We start from the raw sequence: 24,229 nt of genomic DNA, 5'->3' as shown, positions 1-24,229 counted from the left end.
GCACTGGCCGGGGCGGGCTTCGAGGCGCCGTGAGGCCGGCGGGGGAGGCCGACCGGCTGCCGGGACGGCCGCCGTGGGTCCTGCTGCTGCCCGCGCTCGCCGGGCTGGCGTTCCTGGTGCTGCCGCTGCTCGGGCTGCTCGTCCGCGCGCCCTGGTCGACGCTCGGCACCCGGCTCGCGCAGCCGCAGGTGCTGGACGCGCTGCGCCTGTCGCTGCTCAGCGCCACCCTCGCCACCTGCCTGTGCGTGGTGCTCGGGGTCCCGCTGGCCTGGACGCTGGCCCGCGTCCGGTTCCCCGGCGTCCGGCTCGTCCGCGCGCTGGTGACGGTGCCGCTGGTGCTGCCGCCGGTCGTCGGCGGCGTCGCGCTGCTGCTCGTCCTCGGGCGGCGCGGCCTGGTCGGCGGGTGGCTGGACGACGCGTTCGGGATCACGTTCCCGTTCACCACCGCCGGCGTCGTGCTGGCCGAGACGTTCGTCGCGATGCCGTTCCTGGTGATCAGCGTGGAGGGCGCGCTGCGCGCCGCCGACCTGCGCTACGAGGAGGCCGCCGCCACGCTCGGCGCCGGCCGCTGGACGGTGTTCCGCCGGGTCACCCTGCCGCTCGTCGCGCCCGGCGTGGCGGCGGGCGCGGTGCTGTGCTGGGCGCGGGCGCTGGGGGAGTTCGGCGCGACGATCACCTTCGCGGGCAACTTCCCGGGCCGGACGCAGACGATGCCGCTCGCCGTCTACCTCGCGCTGGAGACCGATCCGCAGGCCGCGATCGTGCTCAGCCTCGTCCTGCTGGCGGTGTCGGTGATCGTCCTGGCGGCGCTGCGGGACCGCTGGGTGGGGTCCACGTGAGGGGGCTGGACGCGCGGCTGGTGGTGCGGCGCGCGGCGTTCGACCTCGATCTGCCGCTCGCCGCCGCGCCCGGTGAGGTCGTGGCGCTGCTCGGCCCGAACGGCGCCGGGAAGAGCACCGCGCTGCGGGCGCTGGCGGGGCTCGTCCCGATGGCGGGCGGGCACGTCCGGGTGGACGGCGAGGACCTGCGCCCGCTGCCTCCGGACCGCCGCCGCATCGGCATGGTCTTCCAGGACTACCTGCTGTTCCCGCACCTCACGGTGCTGGAGAACGTCGCGTTCGGGCCGCGCTGCCGGGGCCTCGGCCGCCGCGCCGCGCGGCGGATCGCCGCCGGCTGGCTGGAGCGGGTGGGGCTGGCGGAGTACGCGCAGGCACGCCCGCGCGCGCTGTCGGGCGGGCAGGCGCAGCGGGTCGCGCTCGCCCGCGCGCTGGCCGTCGACCCGGGCCTGCTCCTGCTGGACGAGCCGCTCGCCGCCCTCGACGCCCACACGCGGCTGGAGATCCGGGCCGCGCTGCGCCGCCACCTCGCGGGGTTCGCGGGCGCGGCGGTGCTCGTCACCCACGACCCGCTGGACGCGATGGTGCTGGCCGACCGGATCGCGGTGGTCGAGGGCGGCAGGCTCGTCCAGGAGGGCGCGCCGGCGGACGTCGCGCGCCGTCCCCGCACCGACTACGTGGCCCGGCTCGTGGGGCTGAACCTGTACCGGGGACGGGCCGAGGGCGGGACGGTCGCGATCGGCGACGGCGGCGCGACCCTGGACACGGTGGACTCTCCCGGCGGTGAGGTCTTCATAGCCTTCGCGCCGTCCTCGGTGGCGCTGTACCGGACGCGTCCGGACGGCAGCCCCCGCAACCTGTGGCGCGCCCGCGTGGCCGCCGTCGAACGGCACGGGGACCGGGTCCGGGTGCGCCTGTCCGGGCCGCCTTTCGACGCCGTCGCGGACGTGACTCCGGCCGCCGTCGCGGAACTCGAATTGTCGGAGGGGACGGCGGTGTGGGCCGCTGTCAAGGCCACGGAGACCCACGTTTACCCAGCTTGAGGCGGCTCGCGGGGACGTCCGGGGAGGTGGCGGGCATCACGTCCGGTTTCGCGTGAGAACAATCACAAAGCGGGCATAGCCCCGCAAAAGCGGACGTGATTGGTCCAGACCAAATGGCAAAAACGTCGGGTCTTGTTCATCATGCAAAGATCCTGCGAACAGCTGAAGGAGTAGCCCGTGTCCATCCAGGTCCCCGGCCTCGACCAGGCCCCAACCGGCCACACCGAACTGATTGAGTGGGTGCGCGGGATCGCCGAGCTGACCAGGCCGGACCGCGTCGAGTGGTGCGACGGCTCGGACGAGGAGTGGGAGCGGCTCACCGGCCTCCTCGTCGAACAGGGCACGCTGACCCGCCTCGACCCGGCCAAACGGCCGAACAGCTTCCACGCCGCGTCCGACCCCACCGACGTCGCCCGCGTCGAGGACCGCACGTTCATCTGCTCCGAGAAGGAGGAGGACGCCGGTCCCACCAACAACTGGATCGCGCCCGGCGAGATGAAGGAGACCCTGAACGGGCTCTTCGACGGCTGCATGAAGGGCCGCACCATGTACGTGGTGCCCTTCTGCATGGGCCCCCTCGGCGGCAGCATCTCCCAGCTCGGCGTCGAGATCACCGACTCCGCCTACGTCGCCGTGTCGATGAAGATCATGACGCGGATGGGCGCGGGCGCGCTGCGGCTCATCGAGGAGCGCGGCTCCTTCGTCAAGGCCGTCCACTCGGTCGGCGCGCCGCTGGAGCCCGGCCAGGCGGACGTCAAGTGGCCCTGCAACTCCACCAAGTACATCACCCACTTCCCCGAGACCCGGGAGATCTGGTCGTACGGGTCCGGCTACGGCGGCAACGCCCTGCTGGGCAAGAAGTGCTACGCGCTGCGCATCGCCTCCACGATGGCCCGCGACGAGGGCTGGATGGCCGAGCACATGCTCGTCCTGAAGCTGACCCCGCCCACCGGCGAGACCCGCTACGTCGCCGCCGCGTTCCCGTCCGCGTGCGGCAAGACCAACCTCGCCATGCTGGAGCCGACCATCCCCGGCTGGAAGGTCGAGACCATCGGCGACGACATCGCCTGGATGCGGTTCGGCGACGACGGCCGGCTCTACGCGATCAACCCGGAGGCCGGCTTCTTCGGCGTCGCGCCCGGCACCGGCGAGAGCACCAACGCCAACGCCGTGAAGACCCTGTGGGGCAACAGCATCTTCACCAACGTCGCGCTCACCGACGACGGCGACGTGTGGTGGGAGGGCCTCACCGACGAGCCGCCCGCGCACCTCACCGACTGGAAGGGCAACGACTGGACGCCGGAGTCGCAGACCCCGGCCGCCCACCCGAACGCCCGCTTCACCACCCCGGCCGGGCAGTGCCCGATCATCGCCGACGAGTGGGAGGACCCGAAGGGCGTCCCGATCTCGGCGATCCTGTTCGGCGGCCGGCGCGCCTCCGCCGTCCCGCTCGTCACCGAGTCCTTCGACTGGCAGCAGGGCGTGTTCCTCGGCGCCAACATCGCGTCCGAGAAGACCGCCGCCGCCGAGGGCGCCGTCGGCGAGCTGCGCCGCGACCCGTTCGCCATGCTGCCGTTCTGCGGCTACAACATGGGCGACTACTTCGGCCACTGGCTCGACATCGGCAAGGCCACCGACCCGGAGAAGCTGCCCCGGATCTACTACGTCAACTGGTTCCGCAAGAACGCCGACGGCAAGTTCATCTGGCCCGGCTTCGGCGAGAACAGCCGCGTGCTGAAGTGGATCGTCGAGCGGCTCAACGGCAAGGCCGACGCCGCCAAGTCCCCGATCGGCCACCTGCCGACCCGGGAGGCGCTCGACACCGACGGCCTCACCATCGACGACGCCGACCTGGAGACGCTCCTGTCGGTCGACACCGAGGTGTGGAAGCAGGAGGCCGCGCTCGTGCCGGAGTTCTTCGAAAAGTTCGGCGACCACCTGCCGCAGCCGCTGTGGGACGAGTACAACGACCTGGTGCGCCGCCTGGAGCACTGACCCGCCGCACGGCACCCGCCTGACGCCGGGGCCGGTCGCGGACTTTACGCAGTCCGCGCCCGGCCTTGGCGCTGCCGGGACCGTGCAGGGGCTAGCACTGGGAGAAGTCCGACCCGGGAGGCCCCGCATGTTCGACCTCATGACGCGCCACTGGTGGGTGCTGGCGGTGCGCGGCGCGTTCGCGATCCTGTTCGGCATCGTCGCGCTGGTCTGGCCCGGCATCACCGTGTTCGCGCTGGTGTTGCTGTTCGGCGCGTACGCGCTGGCGGACGGCGTCGTCGCGGTGACGCAGGCGTTCCGCGGCACCACCGGCGGCCCGCGCGGCCTGCTGGCGGTGTCCGGGGTCGCCGGGATCGCGCTCGGCATCGCCGCGCTGGTGTGGCCGGGCATCACCGCGTTCGTCCTGCTGATGCTGATCGCCGCGTGGGCGGTCGCGACCGGCCTGCTGGAGATCATCGTCGCGGTGGCGCTGCGCCGGGAGCTGCGCGGCGAATGGGCGTACGTGCTGACCGGGGCGATCTCGCTGCTGTTCGGCATCCTGCTGTTCGCCTGGCCGGTCTCCGGCGCGATCGCGGTGGTCTGGCTGATCGGGCTCCTCGCGATCCTGTCGGGCGCCGCCCTGCTCGGCGCCGCGTTCCGGCTCCGGCAGCTGGGCCGGACGGCCGAGCGGATGGGCGGGGCGCGCGGCGCCCCCTACCCGCGCTGACCGGCGGGCCCGTCCCGGCCGGGCAGCTGGACCGCGGTCGAGGCCGCATAGGATGCGGGCCATGACGCGGCTGGAGCACCGGGTGTACGAACTGACCGTCGGGCAGCTCGCCGAACGGAGCGGCGTGGCCGTCTCGGCGCTGCACTTCTACGAGTCCAAGGGCCTGATCAGCAGCCGCCGGACGGCCGGCAACCAGCGCCGGTTCAGCCGCGACACGCTCCGCCGGGTCTCGTTCATCAAGGTCTCGCAGCGCGTCGGGATCCCGCTCGGCGACATCCGCGACGCGCTCGCCACCCTCCCCGAGGAGCGCACCCCGACCGTCGCCGACTGGGCGCGGCTCTCCGAGCTGTGGCGCGGCGACCTCGACGCCCGCATCCGGCAGCTCGAACGGCTCCGCGACGACCTCACCGACTGCATCGGCTGCGGCTGCCTGTCGCTGAAGAAGTGCGCCCTCGCCAACCCCTACGACCGGCTCGGCGACGAGGGGCCGGGGCCGCGCCGGCTCCTCGCCGGGCGCACCGCCGCCGCCGACGCCCCGGGCCCCGCCGCACCCTCGGGCGCGGCGGAGAGCGCGCCGGACGGGCCGCCGCCGGAGTGCGCGGCGCCCTGCGCCCCGGAGAGCGACCCGGCCGCCCGCTAGCTAGCGGCGGCGCTGGGCCCGGACGTGCGGGTCGAACCGGCGCGGCGCCGGCTCGCGGCCGGCCGGCTGGGTCGGCGCCGGGCGCGCCGGGATCAGCTCGATCGGCAGCTCCACCGCGTCGTCGCCCAGCGTGAACCGCTCGCCGTGGTGCAACAGCGGCAGGCCCGGGCCGTCCAGCAGCTCGTAGCGGGCCTCCTCCGCGGTCACCCCGACCTTGATCAGATTGCCGCGGTAGCGCATCCGGAACGTCAGCCGGCTGATCCCGCCCGGCAGCCGCGGCGCGAACTTCAGCTCGCCCTTGCCGGCCCGCATCCCGCCGAACCCGGCGACGAGACCGCTCCACGCCCCCGCCATCGAGGCGATGTGCAGCCCGTCGCGGGTGTTGCGGTTCAGGTCGTGCAGGTCCATCAGGGCGGTCTCGCCGAGGTAGTCGTGCGCCAGCTCCAGCTGCCCGACCTCCGCCGCGACGACGGCCTGCGTCTGCGCCGACAGCGAGGAGTCGCGGACGGTGAGCCCCTCGTAGTAGCAGAAGTCGCGCTCCTTCTGCTCGTCGGTGAACGCCTCCCCGCACAGGTGCAGGGCCAGCACGAGGTCGGCCTGCTTGACGACCTGCTTGCGGTACAGGTCGAAGTACGGGTAGTTCAGCAGCAGCGGGTAGTGGTCGGGCTTGGTGGACGCGAAGTCCCACCGGGCGTGGTTGGTGAAGCTCTCGCTCTGCGGGTGGACGCCGAGCCGCTCGTCGTAGGGGATCAGCATGGCCGCCGCCGCGTCCCGCCACGACGCGGCCTCCTCGGCGTTCACCCCGAGCCGGTCGGCCACGTCCGGATGGCGCATCGCCATCTCGGCGGCCTCCTGCAGGTTCCGGCGCGCCATCAGGTTGGTGTAGACGTTGTTGTCGACGATCGCGCTGTACTCGTCCGGGCCGGTGACGCCGTCGATGCGGAACACGCCGCCGACGTCGTGGTGGCCGAGGCTGCGCCACAGCCGCGCCGTCTGCACCAGGATGTCGAGGCCGATCTCCCGCTCGAACTGCTCGTCCCGCGTCGCGTCCACGTACCGGACGATCGCGTCGGAGATGTCGGCGTTGATATGGAACGCCGCCGTCCCGGCGGGCCAGTAGCCCGAGCACTCCTGGCCGCGGATCGTCCGCCACGGGAACGTCGCGCCGTCCAGGCCGAGCTGCCGGGCGCGCTCGCAGGCCAGCGGCAGCGTCATGTGCCGCCAGGCCAGCGCGTCGGCCGCCGCGCTGGGGGAGGTGTAGGTCAGCACGGGCAGCACGAACGTCTCGGTGTCCCAGAACGCGTGCCCGTCGTAGCCCGGGCCCGTCAGCCCCTTGGCCGGGATCATGCGGCGCTCTGCGCGCGCCCCCGCCTGAAGGATGTGGAACAGTCCGAACCGGACCGCCTGCTGGATCTCCGCGTCGCCCTCGATCTCGACGTCCGCGCCCTCCCAGAACGCGTCGAGATAGGCGCGCTGCTCGGCGAGCAGGCCCTCCCAGCCGGTCTGCCGCGCGCCCGCCAGCGCCCCGACCACCTGGTCGTGCAGCGCGGGCCGGGACCGGCGGCTCGACCAGCCGTAGGCGATGTACTTGACGATGCGCAGCTTCTGCCCCGGCTCCAGCCGGGTCGCGACCGTCAGCCGGCCCACGTCGGGCGCGCTCTCGGTCTCCACCCGCATCGACTCCGGGCCCTCGATGTCGTGCGACATGCCGGCGCCCATCCGCAGCCCGCTGCGCCGCGTCCGGTGCAGCAGCAGCACCTTCGTGCCGTTGGCGAAGTGCTCCTCGCTGACGAGGGGGCTGTCCAGGATCGCCGAGGCTCGCGGGTCCTTGCCGCCGCCGGGCAGCGCCTCGTTGGCCACCAGCTCCGACTGGGCGACCACCCGCACCGAGCCGTCCACCGGCTCGACCTCGTAGCAGATCGCCGCGATCGCCCGCTGCGTCAGCGACACCAGCCGCACCGAGGTGACCCGGATCGTCTTGTCGGCGGGGGACGTCCACTCCACCTGCCGGGTCAGCGTGCCCTCGCGCATGTCCAGCACCCGCTCGTGGTGGTGGACGCGGCCGTAGCGCACGTCGAGCGGCTCGTCGTCCACCAGCAGCCGGATCACCTTGCCGTTGGTGACGTTGATGACCGTCTGCCCCGACTCCGGGTACCCGTAGGCGGTCTCGGCGTGCGGCAGCGGCCGCTGCTCGTAGAACGAGTTCAGGTACGTGCCCGGCAGCCCGTGCGGCTCGCCCTCGTCGAGGTTGGCGCGCATGCCGAGATGGCCGTTGGACAGCGCGAACACCGACTCGCCCTGGGCCAGCCGGTCCAGCCGGAGCTCCGGTTCGCGCACGCACCACGGCTCCACCATGAACACCGGCCGGTCGGCGGCGCTCTGCCCCTTCAGCTCCGTCACTCGCCCTCCAGCAGCTCGGAGAGGTCGTCGACCACCACGTCGGCGCCGTGCTCGGCCAGCGCCTTCGCGTGCGCGTCGCCGACCCGGTTGACTCCCACCACGTAGGCGAACCCGCCGGCCCGGCCCGCCTGCACGCCCGCGAGCGCGTCCTCGAACACCACCGCCCGCGCCGCCTCGACGCCCAGCTCCCGCGCGCCCGCGAGGAACATGTCGGGGGCGGGCTTGCCGGGCAGGTGCCGCTCGGCGGCGACGACGCCGTCCACCCGCGCGTCGAACAGGTCGGCGATCCCGACCGTCGCCAGCACCTGGACGGTGTTGGCGCTCGACGACACCACCGCCGTCCTCAGCCCGGCCTTGCGCGCCGCGCGGACGTAGTCGATCGACCCGTCGAACGTCTCGACGCCCTTCTCCTCGATCAGCTTCAGCACCAGCGCGTTCTTGCGGTTGCCCAGGCCGCGGACCGTCTCCTTCTCCGGCGGGTCGCCGGGATCGCCCTCCGGGAGGGTGATGCCCCGCGACTCCAGGAACGAACGCGTCCCGTCCTCGCGCTTCTTGCCGTCGACGTACCGGCCGTAGTCGTGCACCGGGTCGAACTCGGTGAAGGGCTCGCCCGTCCGTTCGGAACGTTCCCGCAAGTAGCCGTCGAACATCTCCTTCCACGCCGCGGCGTGGACGGACGCCGTCCGGGTCAGCACCCCGTCGAGATCGAAGAGACACGCCGCCGCCTCGTCCGGCAGTCCCAGCATCCGCACCCCCTGGAATGTCACCATCGAAGTGAAGGTTGACCATGATCTGTACCGCGCGACCCGTTCCCGCGCCGAGCCCGGGCACACCGGTCCGGCACTCGAACAGAGGGATCATGCCCCGCGTACAACCCCTCGGTCAGGGTCGCACACGAGGAGGAGTGAGCCAATGCAGAAGGCGCGAATAGGGGTCACCGGACTGGCGGTGATGGGCCGGAACCTGGCCCGCAACCTCGCCCGGCACGGGCACGCCGTCGCCGTCCACAACCGCACGCCGAGCCGGACCAAGGCGCTCGTCGAGGAGTTCGGCGGCGAGGGGACGTTCCTGCCCGCCGACACGCCCGAGCAGTTCGTCGCGTCGCTGGAGCGGCCCCGGCGGCTGGTGATCATGGTGAAGGCGGGCGCCCCGACCGACGCGGTGATCGACGAGTTCGCGCAGCTGCTGGAGCCCGGCGACATGATCGTGGACGGCGGCAACGCCAACTTCCTCGACACCCGCCGCCGCGAGGCCGCCCTCCGCGAGCGCGGCCTGCACTTCGTCGGCACCGGCATCTCCGGCGGCGAGGAGGGCGCGCTGCACGGCCCGAGCATCATGCCGGGCGGCTCCGCCGAGTCCTACGCCGCGCTCGGCCCCCTGCTGGAGGACATCTCCGCCAAGGTGGACGGCACGCCCTGCTGCACCCACGTCGGCCCGGACGGCGCCGGCCACTTCGTGAAGATGGTGCACAACGGCATCGAGTACGCCGACATGCAGCTGATCGCCGAGTCCTACGACCTGCTCCGGCACGCCGCCGGGCTCGCGCCCGCCGAGATCGCCGAGGTCTTCCGCACCTGGAACGCCGGCCGCCTCGACTCCTACCTCATCGAGATCACCGCCGAGGTCCTCGCGCACACCGACGCGTCCACCGGCCGCCCGTTCGTCGACGTCGTGCTGGACCAGGCCGAGCAGAAGGGCACCGGGCGCTGGACCGTGCAGACGGCGCTCGACCTCGGCGTCCCGGTCGGCGGCATCGCCGAGGCCGTGTTCGCCCGCTCCGTCTCCGGCCACGCCGCCCTCCGCGAGGCCGCGCAGGGGCTGCCGGGCCCGTCCCGCACGGGCGGAGCCGGCGCCGGCTTCGCCGACGCGGTCGAGAAGGCGCTCTACGCGTCCAAGATCGTCGCGTACGCGCAGGGCTTCCACGAGATCCAGGCGGGCAGCGCCGAGTACGGCTGGGACATCGACCTCGGCGCGATGGCCACCATCTGGCGCGGCGGCTGCATCATCCGGGCCGAGTTCCTGGACCGCATCCGCGCCGCCTACGAGGCCGACCCGCACACGCCGACGCTGCTGACCGACGACCACTTCGCCGCGGCCGTCGGCGACGCGCAGGACGCCTGGCGCGACGTCGTCGCCACCTCCGCCCGCCTCGGCATCCCGGCGCCCGGCTTCTCCACGGCCCTCGCCTACTACGACTCGCTGCGCGCCGACCGGCTGCCGGCCGCGCTCACCCAGGGCCAGCGCGACTTCTTCGGCGCCCACACCTACCGCCGCGTCGACCGGGACGGTTCGTTCCACACCCTCTGGGGCGGCGACCGCACCGAGACCTCGGCCTGATCCCCGCTTCCCGGCTCGCGCGCCCGGCCCGGCGCGCGAGCCGATCTAGGCTTGCGGGATGCGGGTTCCGAGTGACGCGGAGATCCGGGCGCTGCACGAGCGGTGCGCGCCGGGGCGGGAGGCGTTCGAGCTGGTCTGGACGCACTGCGCGATCGTGTGCGAGATCGCCGAGCGCATCATGGCCGACGGCCGGTTCGACGTCGACGCGGACCTGGTGCGCGCCGGGTGCCTGCTGCACGACATCGGGGTGTACCGGCTCTACGACGCCGCGGGGGAGATCGACTTCAAGGGGTACGTCCGGCACGGGGTGCTCGGGCACGGGCTGCTGCGCGACGAGGGCTTCCCCGAGGTGATCTGCCGGTTCTGCTCCTGCCACACCGGCATGGGGCTGACCCGCGACGACATCGAGCGGCAGGCGCTCCCGCTGCCGCCGGGCGACTACGTCGCGCAGACCGGCGAGGAGCGGCTCGTGATGTACGCCGACAAGTTCCACAGCAAGACCAATCCGCCGGTCTTCGTGTCGGCCGACACCTATGCCGTCCATGTGCGGCGGTTCGGCGCGGGCAAGGAGCAGGTCTTCCAGGAGATGCGCGCGCTGTACGGCGAACCCGATCTCAAGCCCCTGGCGGCCGCGTACGGCCACGCGCTGGTGTGAGCGCGGGACGCCCACCGGCACGGGCAGTGGGCGATCGGGGGCAGGATGGAGGGGTGAGCCTTATCGATGAGCTTCCCTCCGGAAACGAGACCGACGCCGATTCGCTCTTCGAGGCGTTCGAGCGGTGGGTGTCGGGGCGCGGGATCACCCTGTACCCGGCGCAGGAGGAGGCGCTCATCGAGGTGGTGTCCGGCGCCAACGTGATCCTGTCGACCCCGACCGGGTCGGGCAAGAGCCTGGTCGCGGCGGGGGCGCTGTTCGCCGCGCTCGGCAAGGAGCAGGTCGGGTTCTACACCGCGCCGATCAAGGCGCTGGTCTCGGAGAAGTTCTTCGACCTGTGCGAGATGTTCGGCCGCGAGAACGTCGGGATGATGACCGGCGACGCCAGCGTGAACGCCGACGCGCCGATCGTGTGCTGCACGGCCGAGGTGCTGGCCAACATCGCGCTGAGGGACGGCGCCGACGCCGACATCGGCGTGGTGGTGATGGACGAGTTCCACTTCTACGCCGAGCCCGAGCGGGGCTGGGCGTGGCAGATCCCGCTGCTGGAGCTGCCGCAGGCGCAGTTCCTGCTGATGTCGGCGACGCTGGGCGACGTCACGTTCTTCCAGAAGGACCTCACCCGGCGGACGGGCCGGCCGACGGCGCTGGTCACCTCGGCGGAGCGGCCCGTCCCGCTGATCTACGACTACCGGGTGACGCCGCTGCACGAGACGATCGAGGAACTGCTCGCCGAGCAGAAGGCGCCGATCTACCTGGTGCACTTCACGCAGGCCGCGGCGATCGAGCGGGCGCAGGCGCTGATGAGCATCAACGTGTGCACCAAGGCGGAGAAGGCGCGGATCGCGGAGCTGATCGGCAACTTCCGGTTCACCACCAAGTTCGGGCGGAACCTGTCGCGGTTCGTCCGGCACGGGATCGGGGTGCACCACGCCGGGATGCTGCCGAAGTACCGGCGGCTGGTGGAGCGGCTCGCGCAGGCCGGGCTGCTGAAGGTCATCTGCGGCACCGACACCCTCGGCGTCGGGGTGAACGTCCCGATCCGGACCGTGGTGTTCACCGCGCTGAGCAAGTACGACGGGCACCGCGTGCGGCGGCTGCGGGCGCGGGAGTTCCACCAGATCGCCGGGCGGGCGGGGCGCGCCGGGTTCGACACGGTCGGGTTCGTCGTCGCGCAGGCGCCCGAGCACGTCGTCGAGAACGAGAAGGCCCTCGCCAAGGCGGGCGACGACCCGAAGAAGCGGCGGAAGGTGCAGCGCAAGAAGCCGCCCGAGGGGTTCGTCGGCTGGGACGAGGACGTCTTCGCCAAGCTGCAGGAGGCCGAGCCGGAGATGCTCCGGTCCCGGTTCCAGGTCAGCCACGCGATGCTGCTGTCGGTGATCGCGCGGCCGGGCAACGCGTTCCAGGCGATGAAGCGGCTGCTGACCGACAACCACGAGGAGCCGGCGGCGCGCCGGCGGCACATCTCGCGGGCCATCGCGATCTACCGGTCGCTGCTCGCGGGCGGGGTCGTGGAGGTGCTGCCCGAGCCCGACGACCTCGGCCGGTACGCGCGCGTCACGGTGGACCTCCAGGAGGACTTCGCGCTCAACCAGGCGCTGTCGACGTTCGCGCTGGCCGCGTTCGAGGTGCTCGACCCGGCGTCGCCGTCCTACGCCCTGGACGTGCTGTCGGTGATCGAGGCGACGCTGGACGACCCGCGGCAGATCCTCGCGGCGCAGGTCAACAGGGCGCGGGGCGAGGCCGTCCAGGAGATGAAGGCCGAGGGCATCGAGTACGAGGAGCGGATGGAGCTGCTCCAGGACGTCGACCACCCGAAGCCGCTGGAGGACGAGCTCGACGCCGCCTACGAGATCTACCGGGCCGGGCACCCGTGGGTCGGCGACCATCCGCTGCGCCCGAAGTCGGTCGTCCGCGACATGTACGAGCGCGCGATGACGTTCACCGAGTACATCGGGTTCTACGAGCTGGCGCGGGCCGAGGGCCTGGTGCTGCGGTACCTGTCGGGGGCGTACAAGGCGCTGCAGCAGACCGTCCCGGAGTCGATCAAGAGCGACGACCTGATCGACCTGATCGAGTGGCTCGGCGAGCTGGTCCGGCAGGTCGACTCCAGCCTGCTCGACGAGTGGGAGCAGCTCGCGAACCCCGCCGACGAGGGTGACCTGGAGCAGCCGATCGAGGAGCGGGTCACGAAGGTGACCGCGAACGCGCGGGCGTTCCGCGTGCTGGTCCGCAACGCGCTGTTCCGGCGGGTGGAGCTGGCGGCGCTGGAGCGGTACGGCGAGCTCGGCGACCTCGACCCCGACTTCGGCGCGGACGCGTGGGCCGACGCCATGGACGGCTACTTCGCCGAGCACGACGAGCTGCTCACCGGCGCCGACGCGCGCGGCCCGAAGCTGCTGCGGATCGAGGAGGTGCCGGAGGACGCGCTGTGGCGGGTCCGGCAGGTGTTCGACGACCCGGAGGGGCATCACGACTGGGGCATCAGCGCCGAGGTCGACCTCGCGGGCTCCGACCAGGAGGGCGAGGCCGTGATCCGGGTGACCGGCGTCGACCGGATGTAGGGGAGGCAGCGATGGTGCAGGTGGCGGTGGCGCAGTTCGCGCCCGGCGTCAACAAGGACGAGAACCTCGCGGCGATCGGCGGGCTGGCCGCCGAGGCGGCCGGGCGCGGCGCGAAGGTCGTGGTGTTCCCCGAGTTCGCCATGTTCACGGCGCCGAAGCTGGACGGCCGGTTCGTCGACTCCGCCGAGCCGCTGGACGGCCCGTTCACGACCGGGCTCGGCGCGCTGGCGCGGCGGTACGGCGTGCACCTGGTCGCGGGCGTGAACGAGCGGCTGGACGACCCCGGCCGTCCTCCGGTCCCCGCCCACCGCGAGTCAACGGACGAGCTCCGCCCGGCGCCCCGCTTCTCCAACACGCTCGTCGCCGTCGGCCCCGGCGGGGACGTCGTGGCCGAGTACCGCAAGCTGCACCTGTACGACGCGTTCGGGTACGAGGAGTCGGCGCTGGTCCGGCCGGGCGACATCGGCGAGCCGGAGACGTTCGCCGTGGACGGCGTCACGTTCGGCATGCAGACCTGCTACGACGTCCGGTTCCCCGAGGTGACGCGGCGGATCGTGGACGCGGGCGCCGACGTCCTGGCGCTGCCGGCGGCCTGGGTGCCGGGGCCGCTGAAGGAGGACCACTGGCGGACGCTGGTCCGGGCCCGCGCGATCGAGAACACCGTCTACGTCGCCGCCGCCGGCCAATGCGCCCCGATGGGCGCCGGCAACAGCATGATCGCCGACCCGATGGGCGTGGTCGCGGCCGGGCTGGGGGAGGACCCGGGCGTCGTGTCCGGCGAGGTCTCGGCGGAGCGGATCGCCGCCGTCCGGGCCAAGAACCCGGCACTCGCGCTGCGCCGCTTCACGGTCGTCCAGGCCGGCTAGCCGCGGTCACGCCGGGCCGGCCGCGGTGCGGCGGCGAGGAGGGCGATGACCGCACCGAGGGCGAGCAGGGCGGCGAGCGCGGCGTAGCCGTAGGCGAGGGCGGCCGCGGTGGCGACGCCCCCCACGAGCAGCGGCCCGCCGGCGTCGCCGAGTTCGCGGCCGAGTTCGGCGGCGCCCATGGTCTGGCCCATGCGCGCGGAGGGCGTGCGGGCGGCGAGCGCGGCGAACCCCAGCGGGGTGATGAGCCCGGTGCCCGCGCCGACCAGCACCGCGGCCGCGAGGACGCCGGGCAGGCCGGGCAGCGCGGCGCACCCCAGCCCGGCCGCGGTGACCGCCAGCCCGGCGAGGACGCCGGTGCGGGCGCTCACGCGCATCGCGTCGAGGGCGCGCCCGGTCCAGGGCTGGACGACCGCCGCGCACGCCGCGAGGACCGACACCGCGGCGCCGGTGGCGATGCTGCCGAGCCCGGCGGCCCGGCCGGACACCGGCAGGAACCCGACGCCTGCCGACAGCGCGGCGGTCGCGGCGGCGAGGGCGGCGGTCGGGCCGAGGAACGCGGGGTCGGCCAGCCGCCGCGCGAGGTCGAGGACGGTCTGCCGGGCCCTCGGCAGCGGCGGCACGGCGGGGACGGCGAGCGCGGCCCACACCGCGACGGCGGCGCCCAGCACCGCCAGGGTCGCGAACAGCAGCCGCAGGCCGCCGGCCCACACCAGCACCCCGCCGAGGAGCGGGCCGAGGGTGTAGCCGATCGACTTGTAGAAGCCGTAGCTCCCGAACGCCCTCCCGAGCTTGGCGTCCGGGTTGAGCCGGGCCACGAGCGCCGAGGCCGCGGGGGAGAAGGCCGAGGCCGCCGCGCCCTGGCCGAGGCGCGCCGCCCACAGCCATCCGGGGCTGCCGGCCACCGCGTACAGCGTGGACGCGGCCGCGAAGGCGACGAGGCCGCCGAGCAGCACCGGGCGGGCGCCGACCCGGTCGGCGAGGGTTCCGAACAGCGGCTTGAGGACCACCTCCGCGCCGTCGTACAGCGCCAGCAGCCCGCCGAGCACGAGCAGGGAGGTGACGGCGTCGTCGGAGAAGCCGCCCAGGTTGGCGGCGATCCCGTGCGCCCCGAACGCGGTGGTGAACCCGGCCGCGTACAGCGGCCCCATCCGCCGGCCGGGAGCGTTGGGCACGTCCAAGAAATTAGCAGGGGCCTCGCCCGGCGTGCCCTGCCGGACGGCCCCGGGTCACGCGATGACCACGTGCGGGGCCGGAGTGTGTATCAAGCTGGCAACGGTCGGGGCGATTCTCCGTGTCCGGACGACTGCTCAGCGTGACCATCGGAGGGTGCGCCTCTCCTCCAGCCTCCCGCCCGCCGGGTTCACCCGGGCCGAGCCGAGCCCGCCGGTGCGGCGCCGGGTGCTCCGGACGCCGTGGCTGCCCGTCGCCGTCGCCGCGCTCGCCATGGGGGCGGGCTTCTTCGCGGTCGGCTCCTGGACGGAACCGGTGTCCCCGGCCCGCACGGTCGTGCCGGACGCCGCCACACCGCCGCCGCCTTCGCCTCCGCCCCCGGCTTCGGCGCCTCCGCAGGCGCCGGCGCCCGGCCCGGCGACCACCACCGACCGGGAACGCGAGCGGGCGCCCGGCGGGCGGGCCGTCCCGAAGCGGGCGCGCCCGCGTTCCGCCGCACCGCGCCCGGCGCCCCGGAAGGCGCGTCCCCGCCCGCCCGTGCGGCACCCGAGGCCCAAGGCGCGCAAGCCGCGCACCGCGCGCCCGGCCACACCGTCCTGGGTCGCCGCCGAGTGCCGCCGCCGCTTCCCGGACGATCCAACTCGCAGGGCCGCCTGCGTCGCCGCCCTCTCTGGCCGCCTCGGCGGCTGATCAGGCGGCCCGGGAGGCGAGCGCGCGCTCGACGCCGGCGCGCAGTTCACCGACGTCCACGCCCGCCCCGGTGACCAGCCGTGCGGCCATGAACTCCTTGTCGTGCAGCACGCCGAGCAGGATGTGCCCGCTCTCGATGCGCTTCTGCTTGAGCCGGATCGCGTGCCGCAGGCTCAGCTCCAGCGACTTCTTGGCCCTCGGGGTGAACCGGAGATGGCCCTTCTCGCCGCACCGGGCCCCGGCGGGGGAGTCCAGCGCGCCCGCGCCGAAGCTCGCCTCCGTCGCCGCGCGGACGGCGTCCAGGTCGATGCCGATGCTCTTCAGCGCGTCGGCGTCCAGTGGGGACCGGCTCGTACCGGCGAGGCGGGCGCGCAGACCTTCCGCCGTGAGCCCGTGCCCGTCCAGCAGGCGCGCCATGGCGTCACCGCCGTCGGCGATCGCCAGCAGCAGGTGCTCGGTGCCGATGAAGGGCGCGCCGAGGGCCCGCGCCTGCGCCTGGGCGCCGGTGACCGCCGCCCGCGCGCCGTCGGTGAAACGCTCGAACATCCCTCACTGCTCCTTCTTGAGAAGGCGGCGCCCGCCGCCGTGCTTCTTGTGGACGGCCTGCCGGCTCACGCCGAGGCAGACCGCGATCTCCTGCCAGGACCACCCCTGCTCGCGGGCGCTGGCGACCTGCAGCGCCTCCAGCCGCTCGGCCAGCTCGCGCAGCGCCCGCACGGCCCGCAGGCCCACCGCCGGGTCCCGGCTGCTCGCCTCCTGGGCGAGCGTCACTCCATCGCTCATGGCGTCAATGTAGGTTGACATCGCGGACTGTGTCAACCGATGTTGACGGCCCGGCGATGGTTCAGCGGACGGTCAGCAGCGTGGTGAGCAGGTCGTCCAGGCTGACCAGGCCCGCGATGCCGCCGTCCGGGGCCACCGCCAGGCCGAGGTGGCTGTGGTGGGACTTCAGGATCGCGACGGCCTCCCCGACCGGCGTCCCGACCGGCATCGCCGGGACAGGGTGCGCCAGCCGCCCGGCCGGCGTCGCCGCGCCCCGCGCGCGGGCCAGGTAGGCGTCGCGGACGTGCACCATGCGGGCGGCGCCCGGCCGGTCCGGATCGCGCAGCATGAGGCGCGTGTGGCCGCTGCGGGCGGCGGTGTCCACGACCTCCTGCGGGGACGCGGCCGCCGGCACCGACACGATGTCGGAGACCGGCACCACGAGCCCGGCCAGCGGCACGCGCGGCGCGTCCAGCGCGGTCGTGAGCAGGGTCAGCTCGCCCTCCGCGATCAGCCCGAGCCGCCGCGACTCCTCCGCGATGCTGCGCAGCTGCTCCGGCGTGCGCGACACCTCCCGCGATTCCGCGGGCCGGACGCCCACCGCGCGCAGCAGCAGGTTCGTCGCGCCGTTCAGCGCCGCCAGCAGCGGGCGCGCGACGGTCGCGAACGCGCGGAACGGCAGCCCCAGCACGGTCGCGGAGCGCTCCGGGTCGGCGATCGCCCACGACTTCGGCGCCATCTCGCCGACGACCATGTGCAGGAACGTCACCAGCGCCAGGGCCAGCACGAACGCGACCGCGTGCGCGGCGCCCCCCGGCAGGCCCGCGGTGTGGAACAGCGGGGTCAGCGCCCCCGCGAACACCGGCTCGGACACCAGGCCGAGGCCGAGCGAGCACATCGTGATGCCGAGCTGCGCGCCCGCGAGCGTCAGCGACAGCTCGTCGATCCCCGCGACCGCGGCGCCCGCCGCCCGCCCGCCGCGCGCGGCGGCCCGCTCCAGCCGCGGCCGCCGCGCCGCCACCAGCGCGAACTCCGTGGCGACGAAGAAGCCGTTGCCGGCCAGCAGCGCCAGCGTGACCGGCGCGCCCAGCGCGAGGTTCACCGGTCCTCCCCGGCGGTCTCGACGGTGCGGACGCGGATCAGCTCGGGCACGTGCCGGTGGACCGTCAGCACCTCGACGACCGCGGTGCGGGGCGGCTCGTCCAGCCGGGTCGGCGGGATGTCCACCCGCACCACGTCGCCGGGCCGCGCCACCCGGCCGAGCCGCTTCAGCAGCAGCCCCGCCACGGTCTCGTAGTCGCCCTCCGGCAGCGCGATGCCGGTCTCGTGGGCGACCTCGTCGATCCGCAGCCCGGCGTCGGTCGTCCACCACTCGCCGGTCCGGATCGCCAGCTCCTCGCCCGGCTCGTTCTCGTCGGCGATCTCCCCGACCAGCTCCTCGGCGACGTCCTCCCAGGTGACGATGCCGGCGAAGCCGCCGTACTCGTCCACCACGCAGGCCATCGGCTCGGCCGCGCCCTGCAGCCGGAGCACCACCTCCGGCAGCGGCAGCGAGGACGGCAGCAGCACCGGCGGCCGCGCGATCTCCGCGACCCGGACCCGCGCGGCCTCCCGCGTGCCGAGCGTGATCAGCTCCGCCAGCCCGACGACGCCGACCACGTCGTCGACGCCCTCGCCGAGGACGGGGTACCGGGTGTGCCCGCTCGCCGAGACGATGTCGCTCAGCTCGGCGGCGCGCGCGGACGCCTGCACGGTCACCACGTCGACCCGCGGCACCATGACCTCCTCGGCGTCGCGGTCGGAGAAGACCAGGGCCCGCTCCAGCAGGTCGACCTGCCCCGCCGGGAGCTGCTCCCCGGACTCGCCGATGATGTGGCCGAGCTCCTCCAGCGTCGCGCCGTGGTGCAGCTCCTCCACCGGCTCGATGCCGACCGCGCGGACGAGCCGGTTCGCCGACGCGTCGAACAGCCTGATCAGCGGGCCCGCCGCCGCCAGGTACACGAGGGTGGACGCGGCGAGCGCGCGGGCCAGCGGCTCCGCCCGCGCCAGCGCGAAGTTCTTGGGGAACAGCTCGCCGAGCACCATCTGGATCACGGTGGCGAACGCGAAGCCGACCGCCACCGCGACGCCGCCGACGGCCGCGTCCGGCACCCCCGCCGCGCGCAGCGCCGGGGCGAGCAGGTCGGCCAGCGCGGGCTTGGCGATGAACCCGACGACCAGCGCCGTCACCGTGATGCCGAGCTGCGCCCCGGAGAGCATGAACGACAGCCGCCCCATCACCCGCAGCGCCCGCGCCGACGCCCGGTCGCCCTCGGCCGCCCGCTGGGCGAGGACGGGCCGGTCGGCGGTGACGAACGCGAACTCCTGCGCCACGAAGTAGCCGGTCGCGGCCGTCAGCAGGAGCACCGCCAGCAGCCCGAGCGCGCCGTTCACCCGGCCCTCCCTCCGCCGCGCCGCCGTCCGGCGCCCGTCGTCCACGATCTTCCCTACCCCGGCGGGACGCCGTCTCTCCCGATTCCCGGACGGTTATCGACCGCTCTGCGTGGAATGAACCTCTGCATGGAATGAACCCGTGCACGGGCGGAACCGGCCCGCGGGGCGCGAGCCGGGGCCACGAGTGCGAGGGGGGCCGATGCCCAGACCGTTCGCGTCGTCCGCAGACCTGGGCGACAAGACCCCGACGCTGGAGGTCCTGGCCGACGGGGTGTACGCGCTGACCGCCGAGGGGGACCCGAACGTCGGTGCCGTCGAGGGCGAGGACTTCCTGGTCTGCTTCGAGGCGCTCGCCACGCCGGCCGCCGCCCGCGACTGGCTCGCGGTGCTGCGCGAGCACACCGACAAGCCCGTCCGCTACCTGGTGCTGTCGCACTACCACGCCGTCCGCACGCTCGGCGCCAGCGCGTTCGGCGCCCCGGTGGTCATCGCGCACGACCTGACCCGCGCGCTGATCGCCGAGCGCGGCAAGCAGGACTGGGCCTCCGAACTCGGCCGGATGCCCCGGCTGTTCAAGGACCCGGACGGCATCCCCGGCCTCACCTGGCCGTCCGTGACGTTCACCGGCACCCTGACCATCGACCTCGGCGGCGGCCGCGGCGACCTCGACCTCGCCTACTGCGGGCGCGGGCACACCGAGGGCGACATCGTCGCGTGGCTGCCCCGGCACCGGATCCTGTTCGCCGGCGACCTCGTCGAGACGCAGGCGGCGCTCTACACTGGCGACGCCTTCCACCGCGAGTGGGCGGCCGGCACCCTCGACCACGTCGACTCCTTCGGCGCCGAGACCCTCGTCGGCGGGCGCGGCGCCGTCGCGCACGGCCGGGACGCCGCCCGCGCCGCGGTCGCGCAGACCCGCGACTTCCTCGCCGTGATGCTCGACGAGGTCGGCCGGGTCCGGCGGGGCGGCGGCACCCGCAAGGACGCCTTCACCGCGGTCCGCGCCGCCCTCGCGCCCGCCTACGGCCACTGGCCGATCTTCGAGCACTGCCTGCCCTTCGACGTCGCCCGGCTCTGGGACGAGATGGACGGCGTCGAGCGCCCCCGCATCTGGACGCCGGAACGCGACCGCGAGGTCTGGGCGGAGCTGCAGGACTAGCCGGGGCCGTCCGGATCCCGGGACAGCAGGGAGGGAAGTGACGATGACCGGAGAAGCCCGCCCCCGCCCGGTGTTCGACCCGGCCCTCGGCACCGAGGCCCGCGCGCTGCTCGCCGCGGCGCCCGACCGGCTCGTCCCGGCGAGCCTGCCCGCGCCCCCGCCGCCGCGGCTGACCGCGGCCGCGGTCGTGGCGCGGCTGGTGTGGATCCCGGCGTTCGCCGTCTTCTACGGCGTGCTGCCGGGCGGCTGGCTGCGGCTGTGCTTCCTCGACGCGCCCGACGACGGCGAGTTGCTCGGCCGCGCGGGGCGGTGGGGGCGGCTGCCCGTCCTCGCCATGATGCTCACGCCGGCGCTGCAGGTCGTCCTGCTGCTGCTCGGCCAGGTGCAGGCCGCCGCCGTCCTCGCCGGCGTCAGCTTCGCCGGCTGGGTCGCCGGGGCGCTGCGGCACCTGGGGGAGCCGCCCGCCGCCCGCGCCGCCCGCGAGCACCACGGCTCCTATCTGCTGCCCGCCGACTTCGACCGGCCCGCCGCGGGGCTGCTCGTCCGCGCCCAGCGGGCGGTCGACGCCGTCCTCGGGTCGCGGGCGAACGGCGCCGGGCTGCTGGACGACATCAACAACGCGGTCGTCCTGCCGAGGCAGGAATGGGCCATCGCGGACGCCCTCGCCGAGCACACCCGGCTGCGCCGCGAGCGCCGCGCCCAGGAGCCCGGGCGGCTCTCGCCGGGCGTCCGGGCGCTGCTGGAGCCGCAGGACCGCGCCCTGGACCTGTCGGTGCGCTCGGTCACCGGGCGGATCGAGGCGCTGGAGGACTACGCGCGCCGCGCCGCCGAGGCCGACGACGCCTACCACGAGGCGCTGGTGCTGCGCGGCCTGCCGGCGCAGAACGCCCGCTACCGGGACCTGCTCGCCGGCACCGCCGCGGACGAGCTGGCGTCGGCGGAGGTCCGCGGCATGGCCGCGGACGCCCGGCGCGCCGAGCGGGCGCTGCGCGCGGACGGCCCCGGCGCGGTGCGCGCCGGCCGCGGCCCGGTCCCGCCCGCCGGGGGCGCCGGGGTCAGTTCTCCGCGAGCACGATGACGCGGTCGTCGGCGGCCAGGGTGAGCGGGGCCGTCTTGTCCGGGTTGAGCACCACGCCGTAGCCGGGCGGCTCGTGGAACCGCGCGGTCAGCCGGTAGCCGAGCGCGACCTCGCCGCGCCGCCGCGCCGACTCGATCAGCGTCGCGAAGTCGGCCGCCGCGCCCGGCACCAGGTAGTCGCAGGCGGGCTTGAGGTAGATCTCCGAGCCGGCCGGGTCGAGCAGGTCGACGAACACGTCGTACAGGTGCCGGTTCTCGCTCAGCTGGGTCAGCATCAGGCTTATCAGCTTCTCGCTGACCACGAAGTCGTCGGCCTTCGTGACCTGCGCGATCTCGCGGTTGGCGTCGTCGTTGATCTCGCTGACGATCGCGAACGGGTCGCCGCCGGGGGTGCCGGGGTCGCCCAGGGCGTCCTCCATGTCGCGCAGGTGCAGCAGGGTGACGAGGGTGCGGGCGTCGGCGGTGTCGGGGTCGTGGCCCGCGTCCGACAGCACGATGACCTTCTGGTACCCGCCGACGTCGAGGGACTCCAGCGACGGGCGCTCGGTCGGCTCGGCCCGGACGAAGCCGACCTTGAGGTTGGCGGGCTCGGCCAGCTGCCCGGTCGGGTCCTCGCGCGGCGCCGCGACGACCAGCTCCGAACCGGGCGCGAGGAACTCGTCCAGCAGCTCGATGATCTTCGGGGCGCGGTGGTTCCAGCCGAGCATCAGCGTCCGCTCGGGCACCGGGTCCCGCGCGACGGCCGTGCTGATCGCCTCCTCCCGGACCGGCGGCGGCGGGCCGCCGGCGAGCCTGATCAGCAAGTCGTCCTCGGCCAGCACGATGACCTCGTCGTCGGCGCGGATCACGGTGTCCATCGGCGGGTTGAGCAGCACGGTCCCGTCGGCGCGCCGCAGCCCGGCGGGGACGCCGAGGTCGTAGGCCGACAGCGACTCCCCGAACGGGACGCCGGCGAGGGCCGGCTCGGGCCGCATGTAGAACTCGTGGCCGGCGAAGTCCAGCAGCTCGGTGCAGACCTGGGACAGGCCGGACTGGCGGTGCGACTGCACGATGAGCCGGATCGCGACGTCGTCGGCGTCGATGACGTGCGCGCGCTCGCCGCCGGCGAGCCGGGCGGCCGGCAGGTTCGCCGAGTCGTGCACGGCGGCGACGACGTGCGGGCGGTGCCGCCCCCAGGTGCGGGCGCCGAGCGTCAGCAGCACCTTGATGACGCGGGTGTCGGCGTCCGCGACCTCCGGGGTGACGATGAGGATGGACCGCGCGGTGCCGGGGCTGACCAGCTCCACGTCGGCGACCTTCAGCGGGTTGCCGGTGCGGCACACGATCCGGGTGCGGCCGAGGTCGCCGACCCGGGCGCGGATCGCGTCCTCCATCTCGACCTTGTCGCGGTCGGCGAGGATCGCCACGCACGACCTGCGCTTGCTCTGGTTGGCCTCGACCAGCTCGGCGACGATGGTGAAGACCTGCTCGGACCAGCCGAGCAGCACGGTGTGGTCGTGCTCGACGATCCGCGACCGGCCTTTGCGCAGCTCGCCGATCTTGGCTTCGAGGCCGGTGGTGAGGACGCCGATGAGCGAGCTGACGATGAAGATGCCGCCGACGGTGGAGGTCAGCATCAGCGCCAGGAACGGGCCCGTGCCGGTGTCGTCGCCCATGGTGCCGGGGTCGAGCGTGCGCAGCAGGCTGCGCCACACCATGCCGGGCCAGTCGCCGTTCTCGTCGGTGTCGCGCGGCGCGATGACGACCGCCGCGGTCGCCACCACGAGCACCAGCGCCACCGAGGCCAGTCCGAGCCAGCCGATGAGCGCCGGCGTCCCCTTCGACATCGTCCGGTCGAACCAGTAGCGGATGCGCTCCCGTCGCGTCACAGGTGCCAACCGGTACGCCCCCTATCGGCCGCCGGCCGTCGCCCGCCGGCAGCCTATTGCGATGTCTTGTGCTATTACCGGCATTATCCCCTAATAGCGTTTTGCCCGGTGCGCAACCAAGGGGCCGAGGTGGTGAGAATTCCACCCCGGCCCCTGCGTGCCGTGCCGGAACGCCGCCGGCGCGCGGTCCGCTAGTGCGCGGCCTCGTACTGCTCGATCACATTGGCGGGGATACGGCCCCGCTCATTGACCTTGATGCCGTGGTTCTTCGCCCACTCGCGAATCTCGGCGGAGCGTTCGCGGCTGCCCGCGGTACGCGACCCGCGGCCGGCGCGGCCCGTGGTCTTGCGCGCCTTGCGGGCGCTGGCCACGAACGGCTCCAGGCCGTTGCGCAGCTTGGCGGCGTTCTTCTTGCTCAGGTCGATCTCATAAGACGTCCCATCGAGGGAAAAGCTGACGGTCTCGTCAGCCTCTCCACCGTCGATGTCGTCGACGAGAAGGACTTCGACCTTCTGTGCCATGCGGGGACTCCCTCTAGCTATGCGTCCGGCTTCGCGTCCGGATGTGCCTCGATGAATGCAGCATAGACCTCATCCGATATCTTGCCACGTTCGGAGACTTCGATGTCCTGACGCAATGCCCACTCGCGGACATCGCCGTTCGTGTAGCCCTTGATCTTCGCGGTGCGGGACTTGCGGCCCTTCCCGGCGGGCTTCACCTCCGCGGCGTTCTCGATGAAGGGCGCGAGGGCGTCCAGCATCTCGTTCAGCCGCTTGTAGTTGTCATCGCTCAGGTCGATCGTGAACGTCCGACCCAAGACTTCGAAGTCTCGCTTTACGACATCGCTCCCTTCGGAGCCGTCGATGTCGTCCACGCGAATGACCTTCTCGGCCATGTGCTCTGTGTCTTCCTTCCCCTCGCCGCGCGGCGCCCCTCGCCTGCGCGGCGACCCCGACCGTAGCGGATTCGGGCCCCCGCCATGGATGGGACACGGGGAGGAGGACGACGGAAGCGCGGCGGGCGGGGGC

At 73.8% G+C, this 24,229-nt stretch carries 22 protein-coding genes; 12 read left to right on the top strand and 10 right to left on the bottom strand.

The window, feature by feature from the left end; genetic code table 11:
- Positions 1–29: 29 nt before the first annotated feature.
- From ETD96_RS14495 to soxR, 5 genes are all read left to right on the top strand, one after another.
- The gene (locus ETD96_RS14495) at positions 30–839 is read left to right on the top strand and encodes an ABC transporter permease (RefSeq protein WP_138636857.1); all 810 of its coding nucleotides are present in this window, start codon (positions 30–32) and stop codon (positions 837–839) included.
- Positions 836–1,879: an ABC transporter ATP-binding protein gene (locus tag ETD96_RS14490; protein WP_138636856.1), complete on the top strand. Its 1,044-nt coding sequence runs from the start codon at positions 836–838 to the stop codon at positions 1,877–1,879. Before ETD96_RS14495 ends, ETD96_RS14490 begins: the two co-directional genes overlap by 4 nt.
- 177 nt (positions 1,880–2,056) lie before the next feature.
- Positions 2,057–3,874, top strand: a complete 1,818-nt coding sequence (locus tag ETD96_RS14485) for a phosphoenolpyruvate carboxykinase (GTP) (RefSeq protein WP_138636855.1) — start codon at positions 2,057–2,059, stop codon at positions 3,872–3,874.
- 127 nt (positions 3,875–4,001) lie between these two features.
- A complete protein-coding gene (locus ETD96_RS14480) occupies positions 4,002–4,580 on the top strand; it encodes an HdeD family acid-resistance protein (protein WP_138636854.1) in 579 nt (192 codons plus the stop codon).
- 52 nt (positions 4,581–4,632) lie between these two features.
- Positions 4,633–5,220 (top strand): redox-sensitive transcriptional activator SoxR, encoded by a 588-nt coding sequence (gene soxR / locus ETD96_RS14475; RefSeq protein WP_205719261.1) that lies wholly within the window; start codon positions 4,633–4,635, stop codon positions 5,218–5,220.
- Here the strand turns inward: soxR and ETD96_RS14470 are convergent, their stop codons facing one another.
- Both ETD96_RS14470 and ETD96_RS14465 read right to left on the bottom strand, forming a co-directional pair.
- On the bottom strand, positions 5,221–7,620 hold the full coding sequence (locus ETD96_RS14470) for a glycoside hydrolase family 65 protein (protein WP_240807650.1): 2,400 nt from the start codon (positions 7,618–7,620) through the stop codon (positions 5,221–5,223). It abuts the gene before it with no gap.
- Positions 7,617–8,390, bottom strand: coding sequence for an HAD family hydrolase (locus ETD96_RS14465; protein ID WP_240807648.1), 774 nt, complete (start codon positions 8,388–8,390; stop codon positions 7,617–7,619). Before ETD96_RS14465 ends, ETD96_RS14470 begins: the two co-directional genes overlap by 4 nt.
- 142 nt (positions 8,391–8,532) lie before the next feature.
- Here ETD96_RS14465 and gndA point away from each other — a divergent pair, with 142 nt between their 5' ends.
- The 4 genes from gndA to ETD96_RS14445 are packed head-to-tail and all read left to right on the top strand — an operon-like array spanning position 8,533 to position 14,042.
- The gene (gene gndA, locus ETD96_RS14460) at positions 8,533–9,957 is read left to right on the top strand and encodes an NADP-dependent phosphogluconate dehydrogenase (protein WP_138636852.1); all 1,425 of its coding nucleotides are present in this window, start codon (positions 8,533–8,535) and stop codon (positions 9,955–9,957) included.
- A gap of 58 nt (positions 9,958–10,015) precedes the next feature.
- Positions 10,016–10,612: an HD domain-containing protein gene (locus tag ETD96_RS14455; protein WP_138636851.1), complete on the top strand. Its 597-nt coding sequence runs from the start codon at positions 10,016–10,018 to the stop codon at positions 10,610–10,612.
- Positions 10,613–10,665: 53 nt separating this feature from the next.
- Positions 10,666–13,176: a DEAD/DEAH box helicase gene (locus tag ETD96_RS14450; RefSeq protein ID WP_138636850.1), complete on the top strand. Its 2,511-nt coding sequence runs from the start codon at positions 10,666–10,668 to the stop codon at positions 13,174–13,176.
- An 11-nt stretch (positions 13,177–13,187) separates the two neighbouring features.
- Positions 13,188–14,042 carry a carbon-nitrogen hydrolase family protein gene (locus ETD96_RS14445; protein ID WP_138636849.1) on the top strand — a complete coding sequence of 285 codons (855 nt, stop codon included), beginning with the start codon at positions 13,188–13,190 and terminating at the stop codon, positions 14,040–14,042.
- Here the strand turns inward: ETD96_RS14445 and ETD96_RS14440 are convergent.
- Positions 14,039–15,214 (bottom strand): MFS transporter, encoded by a 1,176-nt coding sequence (locus ETD96_RS14440; RefSeq protein WP_240807647.1) that lies wholly within the window; start codon positions 15,212–15,214, stop codon positions 14,039–14,041. The two genes, ETD96_RS14445 and ETD96_RS14440, sit on opposite strands and share 4 nt — an antisense overlap.
- 154 nt (positions 15,215–15,368) lie before the next feature.
- On the opposite strand from ETD96_RS14440, the gene ETD96_RS14435 reads away from it, so the two are divergent.
- Positions 15,369–15,902: a hypothetical protein gene (locus ETD96_RS14435; RefSeq protein WP_138636848.1), complete on the top strand. Its 534-nt coding sequence runs from the start codon at positions 15,369–15,371 to the stop codon at positions 15,900–15,902.
- On the opposite strand, the gene ETD96_RS14430 is transcribed toward ETD96_RS14435, so the two are convergent.
- The 4 genes from ETD96_RS14430 to ETD96_RS14415 form a co-directional block, all read right to left on the bottom strand.
- Positions 15,903–16,448 (bottom strand): Clp protease N-terminal domain-containing protein, encoded by a 546-nt coding sequence (locus ETD96_RS14430; RefSeq protein ID WP_138636847.1) that lies wholly within the window; start codon positions 16,446–16,448, stop codon positions 15,903–15,905.
- A gap of 3 nt (positions 16,449–16,451) precedes the next feature.
- Positions 16,452–16,685, bottom strand: a complete 234-nt coding sequence (locus tag ETD96_RS14425; protein WP_138636846.1) for a helix-turn-helix domain-containing protein — start codon at positions 16,683–16,685, stop codon at positions 16,452–16,454.
- A gap of 61 nt (positions 16,686–16,746) precedes the next feature.
- Entirely contained in the window at positions 16,747–17,766 is a 1,020-nt protein-coding gene (locus ETD96_RS14420; protein ID WP_138636845.1) for a hemolysin family protein, read from the bottom strand.
- Complete coding sequence (locus tag ETD96_RS14415) at positions 17,763–19,142, bottom strand: hemolysin family protein (protein WP_240807645.1); 1,380 nt, start codon at positions 19,140–19,142, stop codon at positions 17,763–17,765. The genes ETD96_RS14420 and ETD96_RS14415 overlap by 4 nt, the downstream gene beginning before the upstream one ends.
- Positions 19,143–19,296: 154 nt before the next feature.
- Between ETD96_RS14415 and ETD96_RS14410 the strand changes: the two genes are divergently transcribed.
- Entirely contained in the window at positions 19,297–20,256 is a 960-nt protein-coding gene (locus tag ETD96_RS14410; RefSeq protein WP_138636844.1) for an MBL fold metallo-hydrolase, read from the top strand.
- Positions 20,257–20,299: 43 nt separating this feature from the next.
- Positions 20,300–21,334, top strand: a complete 1,035-nt coding sequence (locus ETD96_RS14405; RefSeq protein ID WP_138636843.1) for a hypothetical protein — start codon at positions 20,300–20,302, stop codon at positions 21,332–21,334.
- Here ETD96_RS14405 and ETD96_RS14400 read toward each other — a convergent pair.
- From ETD96_RS14400 to ETD96_RS14390, 3 genes are all read right to left on the bottom strand, one after another.
- Positions 21,312–23,210 carry a CASTOR/POLLUX-related putative ion channel gene (locus ETD96_RS14400; RefSeq protein ID WP_240807642.1) on the bottom strand — a complete coding sequence of 633 codons (1,899 nt, stop codon included), beginning with the start codon at positions 23,208–23,210 and terminating at the stop codon, positions 21,312–21,314. The genes ETD96_RS14405 and ETD96_RS14400 overlap by 23 nt on opposite strands.
- A gap of 182 nt (positions 23,211–23,392) precedes the next feature.
- Positions 23,393–23,722, bottom strand: coding sequence for a histone-like nucleoid-structuring protein Lsr2 (locus tag ETD96_RS14395; protein WP_138636842.1), 330 nt, complete (start codon positions 23,720–23,722; stop codon positions 23,393–23,395).
- Between the two features lie 17 nt (positions 23,723–23,739).
- Positions 23,740–24,096 (bottom strand): histone-like nucleoid-structuring protein Lsr2, encoded by a 357-nt coding sequence (locus ETD96_RS14390; protein WP_138636841.1) that lies wholly within the window; start codon positions 24,094–24,096, stop codon positions 23,740–23,742.
- Positions 24,097–24,229 lie beyond the last annotated feature (133 nt).

This window comes from Actinomadura geliboluensis (assembly GCF_005889745.1).
In the GTDB taxonomy this organism is placed as follows: domain Bacteria; phylum Actinomycetota; class Actinomycetes; order Streptosporangiales; family Streptosporangiaceae; genus Spirillospora; species Spirillospora geliboluensis.
Note: the sequence above shows the minus strand (reverse complement) of the source record. Positions and strands in the feature narration are given on the sequence as shown.